Here is a 14,278-nt window from a genome sequence, read left to right on the forward strand (position 1 = left end):
CTCCTTAGCGTGAGGCTTGGGAATTGGGGGCGCGCAGGGCGTTGAAGCGTTTGTCGAAGCCTTGCGACACGTCGATATGCCGGCTCAACAGACCTTCCTTCTGGTAGGTGTCGGCGGTGGCTTGCAGGCCGCTGATCACCGCGTCGTCGATCAGTACCGGGGACAGAAGGGTGTCCTTGGCCACTTCGATGTGCACGGCCAACGGCAGGCCGGTGATCTTGGCCTGGGCCGCGGCGTACTCGTCGGGGTGGCGGTTGGCCCAGGCGTAGGCGCGGTCAACCCGGGCGACAAAGTCGTCCAGTTGCACGCGTTTGTCGGCAATGGCCTGGTCGGTGGCGGCGAAGTACAGGTGGTTGCTCAAGAGGTTTTTGCCGCTGACCAGCACACGGGCGTTGCTTTGCGAGGTGACCACGGTGGTGTAGGGGTCCCAGGTGGCCCAGGCGTCGGCGGTGCCGTTATCCAGCACCAGCCGCGATTCGGCGGGCAGCAGGAAGATGAACTGCACATCCTGTGAGGTCAGGCCTGCGCTGGCCAGGGCCTTGATCGCCAGGTAGTGCCCGATGGAACCGCGCCCGGTGACGATCTTCTTGCCCTTGAGGTCGGCGGCAGTCTTGATCGGCGAATCCTGCGGCACCAGCAGGGCAGTGGTGTTACGCCCTTCGGCGTGGATGATGCTGATCACTTTGAGCGACGCACCGGCGCCGAGGGCGAACACATAGGGCGCATCGCCCAGGGCGCCGACATCCACCGCGCCGGCATTCAGCGCTTCGCCCAGGGGCGAGGCCGAGGGGAACTCCGACCACTTGATCTCGTACGGTACGTTTCGGGTTTCGCCCGAGGCTTCCAGCAGCGCTTTGATCGTCGATTTCTGGTTGGCCACGCGCAGGGGTTGCAGGTCGGCGGCGTGGGCGTTGCCGAGCAGGCCGAGCGCCAGGGCGCCGCCCAGCAACAGGCGCTTGAGTGGGATAGTAGAAGACATGGGACAGACTCCAGGCGTTGGGTAAGGGAACATGCCTCCGCCTGGAGAAGGGGTCGGATTTCCGGAAACGGTGCAGCAGTGGATCAGATCACGTAGAAACCGTGGGTGGCGTCGCGCGCCAATTGCTCGACCAGGCCGAATTCCCAATCCAGGTAGGCCTGCATGGCTTCCCGTGGGTTATCGGTGCCTTCGTAGGGACGGCGGTAGCGGTCGATGCGCGGTGAAGCAAGATGGATTTCACCTTCTTCCAGCGGCAGTTGCGCGGCGATCCAGGCGGCGGTGCCGTCCTGCAACAGGAACACCTGTCTGCCGGTCAACGCTTCGACTTCGGCCACCGCCAGGCGCGCCAGCTGGCTGCTGCCGCAGGTCAATACGTAGCGCTGCGCAGTGGGCACCTTGGCCAGGGCTTCGGGCAATTGCGCGCGCAGCACCCACCAGGCACCGGGGATATGGCGTTTCACGTAATTGGCGCTGGCGGTGAAATCCAGCACCACGGTGTCGCCATGCTCGAGCCAGTCGGCCAGTGTCTGCGCACTGATCAGTTCGGCCTGGGGCGGCGCGGGCACCGGGGCGATCCAGGCGCCCTGTGCGCTGAAGTGCGCCTCTTGCAGCTCGTCCAGGACAAAGACTTCCCAGCCCAATTGCGCGAGCCAGGACGCCGACATGTTCGCGCGCACACCGTCATCGTCGACCAATACCAGGCGCGCGCCACGCACGCTGGCGACATGGTCGGTTTCCTGCACCAGTTGCCCGCCCGGCGTGGAGCGGGCGCCGGGCAGGTGGCCGGCTGCGAATTCTTCCGGGGTGCGCACGTCGAACAGGTAGGTGGTGCGTGTCCCATCCTGCTGCCAGCGTTGCAGGTCATCCAGGGTTGCACGGCCGACTTTGGCCTTGTCGGCCACGCCGCGCGCCTGCCGGGCGGCACTGCGCCGATGCTCCTCGGACGTCGGCGCAAAGCGGCGCGCCTGACCATGGGCGAGTGTCTGCCCGGCCAGGGTCCAACCGATGGTGCCGTTGCGCAGCGCCGACACCGGGTTGGCCACGCCGGCGTTGATCAACGACTGGGTGCCGATAATGCTGCGGGTTCGCCCGGCGCAGTTGACGATAATGCGCGTGGCCGGGTCCGGGGCCAGTTCACGGGCACGCAGCACCAGCTCGGCACCCGGCACGCTGATGCCGGTGGGAATACTCATGGTCTGGTATTCATCGAAACGCCGCGCATCAAGCACCACCACATCGGCCTGGCTGTCGAGCAGCGCCTGGACCTCCTCGGCGGCCAGGGACGGCGTGTGGCGCTGGTTTTCCACCAGTTCGCCAAAGGCTTTGCTCGGCACATTGACGTCGATAAACAGCTCGCCACCGGCCTGGCGCCAACCCTCAAGCCCACCCTCAAGCAGGCTGACCCGCGTGTAACCCAGCGCAACCAGGCGTTCGGCGGCGCGTTCGGCCAAGCCTTCACCGTTGTCGTACAGCGTAACCTGGGTATCGCGGTGTGGAATGCGCGAATACACCTCCAGTTCCAGCTTGGACAGCGAGATATTCGCGGCAAACAGCGGATGGCCTTGGGCATACGGCGCTTCCTCGCGCACGTCTACCAGGGCGACTTCCTCACGGGCCAACAGGGCCTGGCGAATCTGGGCAAAGCTGCGGGTCGGTACGGTGCTCATAGGGCAGGGCTCTTTTCTTTGGACAGGTCCCAGATATTCGGGAGGTAGGCGTTGGAATAACCGGAGATGAACAGTTTCTCGCTGCCGTCGGCTTGATACACCGCACGGCGCACCGCGCCGATGTTGGCGCCGTACACATGAATGCTGATGGACACCTGGTCATCGTGAGCATTGCTCACCTGATGGATATCACCGACCTTGGGCGACACCGCTTCGACCTGGCCCGGCCGCAAGTGCGCCGGCGTACCCTGGGCTACCAACGCACCCTCGGCCGTGCGGGCAAAACCCTGGGAAAATTCCGCACCGCGCAACATGCCGATCAGCCCCCACACCCGATGATCGTGAATCGGCGTGCGTTGCCCCGGTCCCCAGACAAAACTGACGACGCTGAAGCGCTGGCGCGAATCGGCGTGCAGCAAAAATTGCTGGTAGCGCTCGGGGTCGGGTTGGGCGAAGGCGTCGGGCAGCCAGTCGTCATGGCTGACCAGTTGCGCCAGCAGCTTGCCGCCACGGTGCAGCAGGTCGCCTTCGCGCGGGTTGCCGTCGATCAGCTCAGCCAAGGCGCCAATAAAGGCGCGCAGTCTCTCGGGGTGTCGGGCCTGGCTCATGAACATTCCATTGGCGATGTTGATGGCGTTATCTAAGCATAATGTTAAATCTTAATATGCTATTTTTTAATGATTAGCTTATAGCTGCAGGTAATTTAGAACCGCTCTGCATAGCGTTAGACGTTATCGATCACAGGGCGGGCTATCCAGACCGGGTTGCGCCCACTATGCTTGCCACACATCTTAATGACTGTTCTCTATGTGCGGCCCAAATGAAAATTGACGATATCGATGCCTTTGTCGAAGTGATTCGTTGCCAATCCATCAGCCATGCCGCCGAGTCGTTGCAATTGACCCAACCGGCCATCACCCGCCGCGTGCAGAACTTCGAGCAGGCGCTGGGGGTGGAGTTGTTCGACCGCAACACCAAGCCTCTCAAGCCAACGCTGATCGGTACCCGGGTGTATGAGCAGTGCCGGCTGATCCTGCGTGAAATGGACGCGCTGCGCGAGTTGGTTGCCACCGATGCACCGCCCACCGGCGTGCTGCGCCTGGGCGTGCCGCAGACCCTCGGCGACGTGGTGCTGCTCGATGCGCTCAAGCACCTGCGCACCGAGTATGCCGACCTGCGCGCCCAGGTGGCCACGGGCTGGGGCAGCCAATTGGTGGGCAAGATCGAACGCGGCGAGCTGGATGCGGCGGTGGCGTTGTTCCCGGCGGGCAAGATCTTTGCGGACACTGTCGTCGGTGAGTCCATCGGCAAGATGGAACTGGTGGTGGTGTGCGCCAAGGCGCAGCGGCCGAAAAAACCGTGCAAGCTGGCCGATGTGTACCAGCACGGCTGGGTCCTCAACCCGGACGGGTGCGGCTTCCGTGCCGGCTTGCAGCGCACCCTGGCGGATCAGGGACTGGCCCTGCGGGTCAACCTGGAAACCTTCGGCACCGAATTGCAACTGGGGCTGGTGGCGGATGGGCTGGGCCTCGGCCTGGTGCCACGCCCGTTGCTCGAGCGCAGTGCCCATCGAGAACAACTGGCCGTGATGCCGCTGAAGGATTTCAAGCCGGTGATGGACTTATGGCTGATCTATCCGCATTTCCTTGGCAACCTGCAGGGGCCGGTGGATGCGTTTGGCAAATGGGTGGCCGATTCGCTGCACAAGATCCGCAACGCGGCCTGAACCCCGGGGGGCTTGCTCCCTTCACGGTGTCCCAAGCTTCCCAACTGATACGCCCCGGTCCAAATGTGGGAGGGGCGGTGCGACGATTCGACTTGCCCCCGATGGCGGCCTCAGGATCGACCAGAATGTTGGATCAGACCGAGTACCTATCCGTTTGTGCGGTAACGGCTTCTGGCGGTTGCGCTCTAGCCTGCCGCACATTTTGCTTGGTGCTATACCCGCCAATCTCATTTCATGCGATCTTCTCGGCATTCGCCCTGGAGTCGCCTGGATGCCCTCATTTATCGTTGATCACCCGATGGTGTGCGCCCTGGCGCTGATCCTTATCGACATTGCCGTATGGCGCCTCATCAGCCCCGCGCTGGCCAACTGGAAACTCGCGGCGCGGCTGGTGATCTTTGCGGTGTTCAGCGCGGTGTTGTTCAACGATGGCATGAACCCCATGCAGGCGGCGCCCTATGTCGATGACACCGCCCTGCACCTGGCGGCCACGGCCTTGCAGATCGGCTGGTGGCTGTTCGCGGCGCGCACCCTCACGGTGTTGCTCGGCGCGGTGATGATGCAGCGGGTCGGCCACACCGGGCGCTTGTTGCAGGATCTGATGGGCGCGGTGATTTTTCTGATTGCGATCATCGCCGCCATGGCCTACGTGCTCGACCTGCCGGTCAAGGGCGTGCTCGCCACCTCCGGCGCCGTGGCGATCATCGTCGGCCTGGCGCTGCAAAGCACCCTGAGCGACGTGTTTTCCGGGATCGTGCTCAACACCACCAAGCCTTACCAGATCGATGACTGGATCTCCATCGACGGCACCGAAGGCCGCGTCACTGATATCGATTGGCGCGCCACACGCCTGCAAACCTCCCAGGGCAGCCTGGCGGTGATCCCCAATTCCCTGGCGGCCAAGGCCAAGATCATCAACTTCTCGCGCCCGGCCGACATGTTCGGTCTGGCGGTCAGCCTGCAAGTCAGCCCCCATGCGCGCCCGCAAACGGTGATCGAGGCCCTGGAGCGGGCGATGCAGGGCTGCCGCGCGCTGTTGGCCAAACCGGCGCCCAGCGTGGCGTTCAAGGCTTCGGCCAGTGGCGGCGTGGAATATGAAATCAGCGGCTTCGTGCCGGCCATGGGCCTTAAACGCGAAGTGCGCAACCAGCTTTACGACCTGGCCTTCCGGCATCTGCAGGCGGCGGGCGTGGGGCTGTTGTCCGCCAGCGAAGGCAGCACGCCGGCCACGGTCTCCGGCGCGCGCGCACTGCTTGAGCGGTCGTCGATCTTCTCCACCCTGCGCCAGGAAGAAAAAGACACCTTCAGCCAGAACATGACCCTGCACACCTACCGCGCTGGCGACATGATCCTGCCGGCGGGGGAGGTCAGCGATCACCTGTTCATCATCGAATCCGGCGTGGTCTCGGTGATGCTGGTCAAGGGCGGCCACGCGTTCGAGGCCGGGCGCATGGGGCCGGGGGAGGTGATTGGCGAGTCGGGCATCCTGTCCGATCAGGCCACGCTGGCGGATTTCACCGCCAAGACCTACTGCACGCTGTACCGCATCGAAAACGAATACCTCAAGCCCTGCCTGGACGCGCGCCATGATATCGGCGAAGCCATGAAGGCGCTGCTGGACTTCCGTGTGCATGCCGCCCAGGCGTTGACCGAAGACGCGCCGGTGGTGCCGGTGAAGAAAGGTTTCCTGCAGTGGTTGAGGAGCCGTGGCCTGTAGATTGGTCACCTGTTCTTCGCCCGGATTGGCTATTTCTCCAGAACGCCCGGGTGACTAATCTGCGCACCCATCCCAACGTTCTGGAGCTCCACCATGCAAACCCGTACCGATTTCTACACCGCTTCCCCAGACGCGATGAAGGCCATGCTGGCCCTGGAGGCGGCGGTCGGCAAGCTGTCCATCGAACTGCCCCTGCTGGAACTGGTGCGCCTGCGCGTTTCGCAAATCAACGGCTGCGCCTTCTGCCTCGACATGCACACCGCCGATGCGCGCAAGGGCGGTGAAACCGAGCGCCGCCTGTACACCCTGTCGGCCTGGCGGGAAACGCCGTTCTTCACCCCGCGTGAACGCGCCGCCCTGGCCTGGGCCGAAAGCCTGACCCTGCTCAGCCAGACCCACGCCCCCGATGAGGACTTCAACGCCTTGGCGGCCGAGTTCAGCGCGCAGGAACAGGTCGACCTGAGTGTGGCGATTGCCACCATCAACAGCTGGAACCGCCTGGCGGTGGGTTTTCGCAAGATGCCCAAGTAAGCGTTCAGCCGGACTTGAAATAACCGCGCGGCGTGGTACCGGTCATGCCTTTGAAGAAGGCGATCAACGCACTGTCGCTGGCAAAGCCCAGTTCAAAGGCGCAGTAGCCCAGGCTGCGCCCGATGGCGAGCAGTTCGATCACCCGCATCAGACGCCACTGTTGGCGCCACTGCTGATACCCCAGGCCGGTTTCCCTAAGGAAAATCCGGCCGATGGTCTTGGTGCTGGCGCCAATGTGCTTTTCCAGCGCCTGCAACGTGGGGGGCAGGCGGTCGAGCCGGGCCAGCAGCGGCGCCAGGCGTTTGTCCCGGGGCAAAGGCAGCAGCAGCGGCTGTTCGGCGGCCTGGCGGATTTCGTCGAGGCACAGGCCGAGCAAATGCGCATGGCGGCCCGTGTGCCAATCGGTCTCGAACGGGGCCAGGGCCATCGGTTCCAGCACCGCCCTGAGCAGGGCGCTCACTTCGATCACCCGCACCTGCGCCGGTAACTGCTCGGCCAGGGCCGCGCTCACATACACCGAACGATAATCCACGGTTTGCTGCATCACCGCGCGATGGGGCAAGCCGCCGGGGATCCAGGCCGCGCGCGTGGGGGGCAACAGGCACAGTTGATTGTCCAGAGTGATCCGCGTGCAACCCTGCTGGGTGAACAGCAGTTGCCCGCGTTGGTGCCGGTGCAAGCCGGAGTCGTGGTTGCCCAGCACTGCGGCGATGCCGATCACGGGCGCCGCGAATGCGTCGGGGTTGAACGACGCGGTGGCCTCAAGCCAAGCCATGGGATGTCCGATTTCAAGGGTAAACTGTCGAAGTTCGGATAATACCCCAGGCGCGGCGCTCTAGAATCCCTGCGGTGTGTTTAGGGAGGGATCTGGTGATGAAGTCGAAAAATCTGCTGATGTTAACCATGGCCCTGCTGATGTTCCCGCAGTTGGCGCAGACCCTGTACAGCCCGGCTTTGGGCGATATCGGCCGGGCTTTTGCGGTCGCGCCCGAACGGGCCGGGCAGGCACTGTCGGTGTACTTCCTGGCCTTTGCCGTCGGCGTGGTGGTATGGGGACGTTTGAGTGATCGTTGGGGGCGGCGGCCCGTCATGTTGATCGGGCTTGCACTCTATGCGGGGGCCACGGCGCTGGCCCTGAACGTGGCAACCTTCAATGCCTTGCTGCTGGCCCAGGCCGCTGCCGCCTTCGGGGCCGCAGTGGGATCGGTGGTCACGCAGACCGTGTTGCGCGACCGTTTCCAGGGTGTGGAACTGGCCCAGGTATTTTCCGCAATGGGCATTGCGCTGGCGGCAAGCCCTGCCATCGGGTTGTTCAGCGGTGCGAGTCTGGTCGAGTATTTCGGTTATCGCGGCGTGCTCGGCGGGTTGCTGCTGTTGGCGCTGCTGCTGTGGAGCTGGAGCCTGTGGGCCTTGCCGGAAACGCGCCCGGCCACGCTGCCCACGGCCGCCCTTGGCCAGACACTCGGCCTGATGCTCAAGGATGCCGGGATCTGGCGCTCGGTCGGGTTGGTTGCGGCGTTCAATATTGCGTTGTTCAGCTATTACAGCGTGGGGCCGTTTATCTTCGCGCAGCTAGGGCGCTCCACCGCCGAGTTCGGCTACAGCGGCGTGCTGTTGGCCCTGGGGTCCGGGTTGGGCGCGTGGCTGAACAAAATCCTGCTCAAGCGCGGGATGGACAGCGATCAGTTGGTGTTTGTCGCTGCGGTGGTGGCGGTGGTCGGCAGCCTGTTGGTGTTGGCCCTGCAACACAGTGCGCTGCTGGTATGGCCGATGCTGCTGGTGGTGCTGGCATTCGGCATGGCAATCCCCAACGTGCTCGGGGCGGCGCTGGTCGATTATCGCGACCGTCTCGGCACCGCCGGCGCACTGTTTGGTTTGTTGTACTACCTGGTGATTGGCAGCGGCCTGAGCCTGGTGGCCTGGGCCCAGGACCTGGGCTGGAGCCTGCTGGTGTGCGGCCTGGCGGCATTGTGGCTGGCAACGCCGCGGGTCTTCAGAAGTTGACCGACGCACTCAGGCGCGCCGTCAACGGCGCACCCTGGAACAGATAGTCATCGCCCATGTACTCCCCTGCGTCGCGCCAGTAGCGCTTGTCGAACAGGTTGTCGACGCTCAAGCGAAATACCGTTTCATAACCATCTACTTTGGTGGTGTAGCGGCTGCCCATATTGACCACCGCATAATCGCCCACTTGCACATTGCCGGTGCGGTTAGCGTACTTTTTGGCGCTGTATTGCACGCCACCGAGCACCGCCAGGCCATTGACCCACGGCAACGCATAGTCGGCATACACACTGGCGCGCAGCGTGGGCACGTTGATCGCCTGGTGGTCTTCGTAGTCCGGCGTACCGCTGCCGCTCACCCGCGCTCGAATGGCGGCCACGCTGGTGGCGATCTGCAAGCGGTCGGTAGCCCAGCCGTTGGCGGACAGCTCCAGGCCGGTGTTCTTCTGCTGGCCTTGCTGCACGTAGGTGAAGCCGTCAGCTTCGGGCTTGGCGTACTGATAAGCCTGGCGCGTCTGGAATACGGCGGCGGCGAAACTGATGCGGCGCCAGTCGTATTTCACTCCGGCTTCGAGCTGGCGTGACGTGGTGGGCGCCAGGGTTTCACTGCTGTTGCCTGCAAACCACGGCGCGGTGCCGCCCAGGGACAAACCTTTGCTGTAGCGGGTGTACAGCGAAACGTTGTCTACCGGTTTATAGATCAACGCCGCTTGCGGCAGGAACACATACCGCTGAGTGTGGCGCGATTCGGTACCATTTTTATCGAAGGCCTTTTCATCCAGGCGAACTTCGCGGCCACCGAGGAGGGTCTGCCACTGCTCGTTGAAGCGGATGCGGTCGGTGACGAACACGCCGTACTGACGGCTATCGAGGTTGCGATGGCTGTCGTTCAGCGGTTTGTCGGTCGGCGTGAAGCTGGGGGCATCCTGATTGATAGTGCCACTGCCAATGTATTCGTTGACCGCGTCACGCTTGTCGATCACCCGGCGAAACGCGCTGGTGCCGAAGGTCAGTTCGTGGCCCAGGCCTGCCGTATCGAACAAGCCGGTCATGGCCGCCTGGATTTCATCGTCGCGGCGGGTGTCGTCGGGGCTGCGGTAGTCGTAGATGTCGTAGCCGCCCTCCGGCGTGAAATAATTGCCAACGCCATTGGTATCGCCACCCCAGGCAAATGAACTGTAGTCATCGATCACCACTTTACTGCGCGCCGCGCTGACACTGCCTTTCCACTGATCGCTGAAACGGTAGTCAAACTTGCCGTTGAGGTTCAGCGAATCAATGCCTACCTGCTTGCCCCCGGTCTGATGCCCCAGCAGCTTTTTCGGTGAAGCGTCGCGAGGCACTTCAGTGCCACCCAGCAATTGATACCCCGGCACCGAGCGCTGCTGTTTGTTCTGGTATTCGGCATCCAGTTGCAGCACGGCGTCGGGGCTGATGTTCCAGTCAAAGGCCAGTGACACAAAATCACGCTGGCCGTTGGCGTGTTCCACGTACGAGTTGAGGTCCTCATGGGCGACGTTGGCGCGCAGGCCAAATTGCTGCTCACTGCCAAACCAGCCGCCCACATCGGTGGCGATATAACCACTGCCGCGATCGTCGCTGGATACCGTCACCGAACGCACGTCCTCGGGGCGCTTGGTCACGTAGTTGATCACGCCGCCGGGTTCGGAAATGCCGCTTTGCAACCCGGCCAGGCCCTTGAGCACTTCGACCTGCTGCTTGTTTTCCAGGGCGACATTCTGCTCGCCGGTGATGGTGCGCCCATTGATCTTGTAGCTGCTCGCCGCATTCAGCGAAAACCCGCGCACCACGAAGTTTTCGTAATAGCCGATGGGTGCATAGCTGTCGCCCACCGAGGCGTCGTTGCGCAGCACCTCGCTGAGCAGGCGGGCTTGCTGGTCCTTGATCAGTGCGGCGTTGATCACGCTGATGGAGGCCGGGGTATCGAGCAAGGGCGCTTCATCGAAGCCACCCACCGAGGCGGTTTCACTGCGATAACCGGACTCGTCCTGGCCCTGGACCTTCACTGCCGGCAGTTCGATCTGCGCTGCCAGGCTGTTGCCGATGCCTCCACTGAGCAACAGGCCGAGGGCGAAACGTGAAGTGACGACGGGGCGAAAACGCAAAACCATGGGGCAAGGCCTTAAAGCGCTGGGCGGGGGCGCATAAGCTAGGGGGAAGCGCTGAGCTTTACAAGTTATCGAATACGGACTCGGTCCAATGTGGGAGGGGGCTTGCCCTAATGCCAGTCAGTTAAGCGAACGAAATGCTTAAAGCAGCGAAAATCAAATGTGGGAGGGGGCTTGCCCCCGATAGCGATGGGTCAGTCAGCTCATCTGTGGCTGATGTGCCGCAATCGGGGGCAAGCCCCCTCCCACATTTGCGCGATGGAGCATCCGTTAAATAGCCTCAGGTTCGGTCAGCACCTTGCGAAACGTCTCCACCAACGGCCGCAAGTTGATCCGGTGCCATGCCGCCCACAGCGGTGTGGTGTAGCTCAGCCACGGCAGTTCGCGCAGCACCACGCCGGGCGGTGCGTTGCGGCTCAGGCCTTTTTGCACCATCGCCACGCCCAGTCCGGAGGCCACCAGCCCCAAAGCGGTGAAGGGCTCGCTGGCTTCCATGGGGATCTGCGGGGTGAACCCTGCGCGGATGCACGCCGCCACAAAATCATCCGCCGGGTTGGCGCCGGGTTTGCGTTGCACGCCGATCCATTGCTGGTCGGCCAGGTGCTCGGGCAGCAACTCGCGCTGGCGTGTCAACGGGTGATGTTCCGGCAGGGCCAGCAGCATCGGGTCATCGAGCACTTGCCGGGCGGTCAGGTCCGGGTCGTCGGCCGCGGGCGGTTCGCCCACCAGGGCAATGTCCAGGCTGCGCTGACGCAGACCTTCGAGCTGTTCGAGGGAGGGCAGGTTATACAATTTGATATGCACGGCAGGCCGGTCATCGCGCAGCACGCGCAAGGCGTTGGGCAGTACACCGGCGTGCATGGCGTTCTCGATATAGCCGATGCACAAGCCGCCTTCTTCACCCCGGCCCAGGCGCTTGCCCAGGGACTCCAGGCGGTTGGCATGGGTCAGCAGCGCCCTGGTTTCGGCAAGGAAGGTGTGGCCATCGCGGGTCAGGCGGATACGTTGCTGGCTGCGCTCGAACAGCGTCAGGCCCAGGCGTTCTTCGAGCTGGGCGATCTGCCGGCTCAAGGGCGACTGGGAGATGTGCAGGCGCTCGGCGGCGCGGCCGACGTGTTCCTCTTCGGCGACCACTTCGAAGTAGCGCAGTTGGCGTAGATCAATCATGTCAGACCTGCTGGGACTCAAGTTGGTCGCAGTATGTCTTGGACGGTCTGATCAAGGCAATCTAGGATCTGCTCAACGGTCAACGCGACCTTGAACCGATTGAGGAACCACCATGAGCTTGAACCACATACTGCCCGGCGTATTGGGCTTTGGCACTCGCGCCGCTGGGGTCGAGCATATCAAGGCGATTGCCCAGGCGTTTGGCGTAAGCGTCAAGGCCGCTGCGCTACAGTTTTCCCTGGCGCACCCGGCCGTGGCGGCGGTGATTCCCGGTGCCAGTCGTCCGGGGCGGATTGCCGAAGACGTGGCGGCGTTGTCAGAGCAGATTCCAGCAGCCTTCTGGCAGGCGCTGCGCGATGCACAGTTGATTTCGCTTCGCGCGCCTCTGCCGCTTTAACTTCAGGAGTTCCACCATGAAAATCGATATAAGCGGCAAAGTGGCAATCGTCAGCGGCAGCACCGCCGGCATCGGCCTGGGCATCAGCCAGGCCCTGGCGCAATCCGGCGCCACCGTGGTGGTGATCGGGCGTGATTCCGGCAAGGTTGACGCTGCGCTGGCGAGTATTCGCCAAGCAGTGCCGGGCGCCAATCTGCGCGGGCTGGTGGCCGACCTGGGTACGACCGAAGGCGCTGAAAAACTGTTCGCCGCCGAACCGCGCGCCGACATCCTGGTCAACAACCTGGGCATCTTCAATGATGTGGATTTCTTCGAGGCGCCGGACAGTGAATGGACGCGCTTCTATGAGGTCAATGTGATCTCTGGCGTGCGCCTGGCGCGGCATTATGTGCCAGCTATGGTCGAGCAGGGCTGGGGGCGGGTGATCTTCGTGTCATCCGAATCCGGCGTAGCGACCCCGGCGGACATGATCAATTATGGCGTGACCAAAAGCGCCAACCTGGCGGTGTCCCATGGCCTGGCCAAGCGCCTGGCAGGTACCGGTGTGACGGTGAATGCGATCCTGCCGGGGCCGACCTTTACCGACGGCCTGGAACACATGCTCAAGGACGCCACGCAAAAATCCGGGCGCACCGCGCGGGATGAAGCCGATGTATTCGTGCGCAGTGCACGGCCGACCTCGATCATCCAGCGTGCGGCGAATGTGGATGAAGTGGCCAACCTGGTGGCGTACATTGCTTCACCGCTGTCGTCTGCCACCACCGGTGCCGCGTTGCGGGTCGACGGTGGTGTGGTAGACAGCATGGCGATCTGAATTCTTTTAACGATTTGGAGTATTTATTGTGGCAAAAGCGTCTTCTGTGATTGAAATTCCTGCCTCGGCGGACCAGGTGTGGGCACTGATCGGCGGCTTCAACAGCCTGCCCGACTGGCTGCCCTTTATCGCCAAGAGCGAGCCGGGCGAAGGCGGCCGCGTGCGCCACCTGCATACCACTGATGGCGGCCAGATCGTCGAGCGGTTGCAGACCTTCGACAATGTGGCGCGCACCTACAGCTACACCATTGGACAGTCGCCGTTTCCGGTGAGCGCCTATCTGGCGACCGTGCAGGTGGAAGCCTTGACTGACGCGTCGGCGAAAGTGACCTGGTCCGGGGTGTTCACACCGGCTGCGGGCACTACCGATGAAGCGGTGGAGGAACTGTTTGCCGGCGTTTACGGCGATGGCCTGACGGCCTTGCGGGCCAATTTTCCTGGTTGATACCTATCGGGGGTGGGGGCTGCGCTAACGCTCAACGGCTCCCATACTCGACAGATAGACATGGGCTGCGGTGCTGGCCTGTTCGGACGTTAACGCTGCCGTATCAAGCGTGAATGGCGGCGTGTCCCAGGCTTCATACTCATGCGCCAGCACCGATGGCCAAGTCGGCGGCAGCAGGCCTGGGATATCGCCCTCACGGCTCTCCACTCGGCGCCGATGCTCCTGCTGATCGGAACACACCACCTGAATATCGATCAGTTCGACGCCCGCCGCCAGCGCCACGGCCCGCCAAGCCTCGCGGCTTTCCCTTACCGGGTTCACACAGTCGGCGATCACTCGCTGGCCCACACGCAAATTACTCAAGGCCAGCGCATTCGCCACCTCATAGCCGCTGGCACCCACATCGCCCGCCAGTACGCCAGACCCGCGCAGCGCTTGTTCGATTACATCGATGCGCAGATAAACCGCGCCCATCCGGCGTGCCAGCTCCCTGGCAATCGTGGTCTTGCCGCTACCGGGCAGGCCGCTGAATACGATTAGCATGGTCCGTCAATCCTTTTGTAGGAGCGAGCTTGCTCGCGAAAAACGTCAACGATGACGCGTAGTTCCAGGAAAAAACGTGCTGTCCCTGCGCTTTTCGCGAGCAAGCTCGCTCCTACAGGGGTGTTAGAGTAGGGCCGTTCAGTTCGACCACAGGATCGCC

13 protein-coding genes and 1 pseudogene are annotated in these 14,278 nt (G+C 63.1%); 7 read left to right on the forward strand and 7 right to left on the reverse strand.

The window, feature by feature from the left end; genetic code table 11:
- Positions 1-4: 4 nt before the first annotated feature.
- From TU82_RS05220 to TU82_RS05230, 3 genes are all read right to left on the reverse strand, one after another.
- On the reverse strand, positions 5-979 hold the full coding sequence (locus TU82_RS05220) for an ABC transporter substrate-binding protein (protein WP_057722066.1): 975 nt from the start codon (positions 977-979) through the stop codon (positions 5-7).
- Between the two features lie 83 nt (positions 980-1,062).
- Positions 1,063-2,646 (reverse strand): rhodanese homology domain-containing protein, encoded by a 1,584-nt coding sequence (locus tag TU82_RS05225; RefSeq protein ID WP_057722067.1) that lies wholly within the window; start codon positions 2,644-2,646, stop codon positions 1,063-1,065.
- Positions 2,643-3,254 carry a cysteine dioxygenase family protein gene (locus tag TU82_RS05230; RefSeq protein ID WP_057722068.1) on the reverse strand — a complete coding sequence of 204 codons (612 nt, stop codon included), beginning with the start codon at positions 3,252-3,254 and terminating at the stop codon, positions 2,643-2,645. Before TU82_RS05230 ends, TU82_RS05225 begins: the two co-directional genes overlap by 4 nt.
- A 212-nt stretch (positions 3,255-3,466) precedes the next feature.
- Here TU82_RS05230 and TU82_RS05235 point away from each other — a divergent pair, with 212 nt between their 5' ends.
- The 3 genes from TU82_RS05235 (at position 3,467) to TU82_RS05245 (ending at position 6,620) form a co-directional block, all read left to right on the forward strand.
- Positions 3,467-4,372, forward strand: coding sequence for a LysR family transcriptional regulator (locus tag TU82_RS05235; protein ID WP_057722069.1), 906 nt, complete (start codon positions 3,467-3,469; stop codon positions 4,370-4,372).
- 271 nt (positions 4,373-4,643) lie between these two features.
- Positions 4,644-6,089 carry a mechanosensitive ion channel family protein gene (locus TU82_RS05240; protein ID WP_057722070.1) on the forward strand — a complete coding sequence of 482 codons (1,446 nt, stop codon included), beginning with the start codon at positions 4,644-4,646 and terminating at the stop codon, positions 6,087-6,089.
- 93 nt (positions 6,090-6,182) lie between these two features.
- On the forward strand, positions 6,183-6,620 hold the full coding sequence (locus TU82_RS05245) for a carboxymuconolactone decarboxylase family protein (protein ID WP_057722071.1): 438 nt from the start codon (positions 6,183-6,185) through the stop codon (positions 6,618-6,620).
- Positions 6,621-6,624: 4 nt separating this feature from the next.
- Here the strand turns inward: TU82_RS05245 and TU82_RS05250 are convergent, their stop codons facing one another.
- Positions 6,625-7,395: an AraC family transcriptional regulator gene (locus TU82_RS05250; RefSeq protein WP_057722072.1), complete on the reverse strand. Its 771-nt coding sequence runs from the start codon at positions 7,393-7,395 to the stop codon at positions 6,625-6,627.
- A 98-nt stretch (positions 7,396-7,493) separates the two neighbouring features.
- On the opposite strand from TU82_RS05250, the gene TU82_RS05255 reads away from it, so the two are divergent.
- Positions 7,494-8,624 carry an MFS transporter gene (locus tag TU82_RS05255; protein WP_057722073.1) on the forward strand — a complete coding sequence of 377 codons (1,131 nt, stop codon included), beginning with the start codon at positions 7,494-7,496 and terminating at the stop codon, positions 8,622-8,624.
- Here the strand turns inward: TU82_RS05255 and TU82_RS05260 are convergent.
- Entirely contained in the window at positions 8,614-10,755 is a 2,142-nt protein-coding gene (locus TU82_RS05260) for a TonB-dependent siderophore receptor (protein WP_057722074.1), read from the reverse strand. The two genes, TU82_RS05255 and TU82_RS05260, sit on opposite strands and share 11 nt — an antisense overlap.
- A 267-nt stretch (positions 10,756-11,022) precedes the next feature.
- Positions 11,023-11,919: a LysR substrate-binding domain-containing protein gene (locus TU82_RS05265; RefSeq protein WP_057722075.1), complete on the reverse strand. Its 897-nt coding sequence runs from the start codon at positions 11,917-11,919 to the stop codon at positions 11,023-11,025.
- A 169-nt stretch (positions 11,920-12,088) separates the two neighbouring features.
- On the opposite strand from TU82_RS05265, the pseudogene TU82_RS05270 reads away from it, so the two are divergent.
- From TU82_RS05270 to TU82_RS05280, 3 genes and pseudogenes are all read left to right on the forward strand, one after another.
- A pseudogene (locus TU82_RS05270) lies at positions 12,089-12,316 on the forward strand (aldo/keto reductase); the annotation flags it as partial.
- A gap of 16 nt (positions 12,317-12,332) precedes the next feature.
- Positions 12,333-13,130, forward strand: a complete 798-nt coding sequence (locus TU82_RS05275) for an SDR family NAD(P)-dependent oxidoreductase (RefSeq protein WP_057722077.1) — start codon at positions 12,333-12,335, stop codon at positions 13,128-13,130.
- Positions 13,131-13,158: 28 nt separating this feature from the next.
- A complete protein-coding gene (locus tag TU82_RS05280; protein ID WP_057722078.1) occupies positions 13,159-13,575 on the forward strand; it encodes an SRPBCC family protein in 417 nt (138 codons plus the stop codon).
- A gap of 24 nt (positions 13,576-13,599) precedes the next feature.
- Here the strand turns inward: TU82_RS05280 and TU82_RS05285 are convergent, their stop codons facing one another.
- Positions 13,600-14,118, reverse strand: coding sequence for a P-loop nucleotide/nucleoside kinase family protein (locus tag TU82_RS05285; protein WP_057722079.1), 519 nt, complete (start codon positions 14,116-14,118; stop codon positions 13,600-13,602).
- Positions 14,119-14,278: the final 160 nt, after the last annotated feature.

It is taken from the genome of Pseudomonas orientalis, from assembly GCF_001439815.1.
GTDB classification, from domain to species: Bacteria; Pseudomonadota; Gammaproteobacteria; order Pseudomonadales; family Pseudomonadaceae; genus Aquipseudomonas; species Aquipseudomonas orientalis.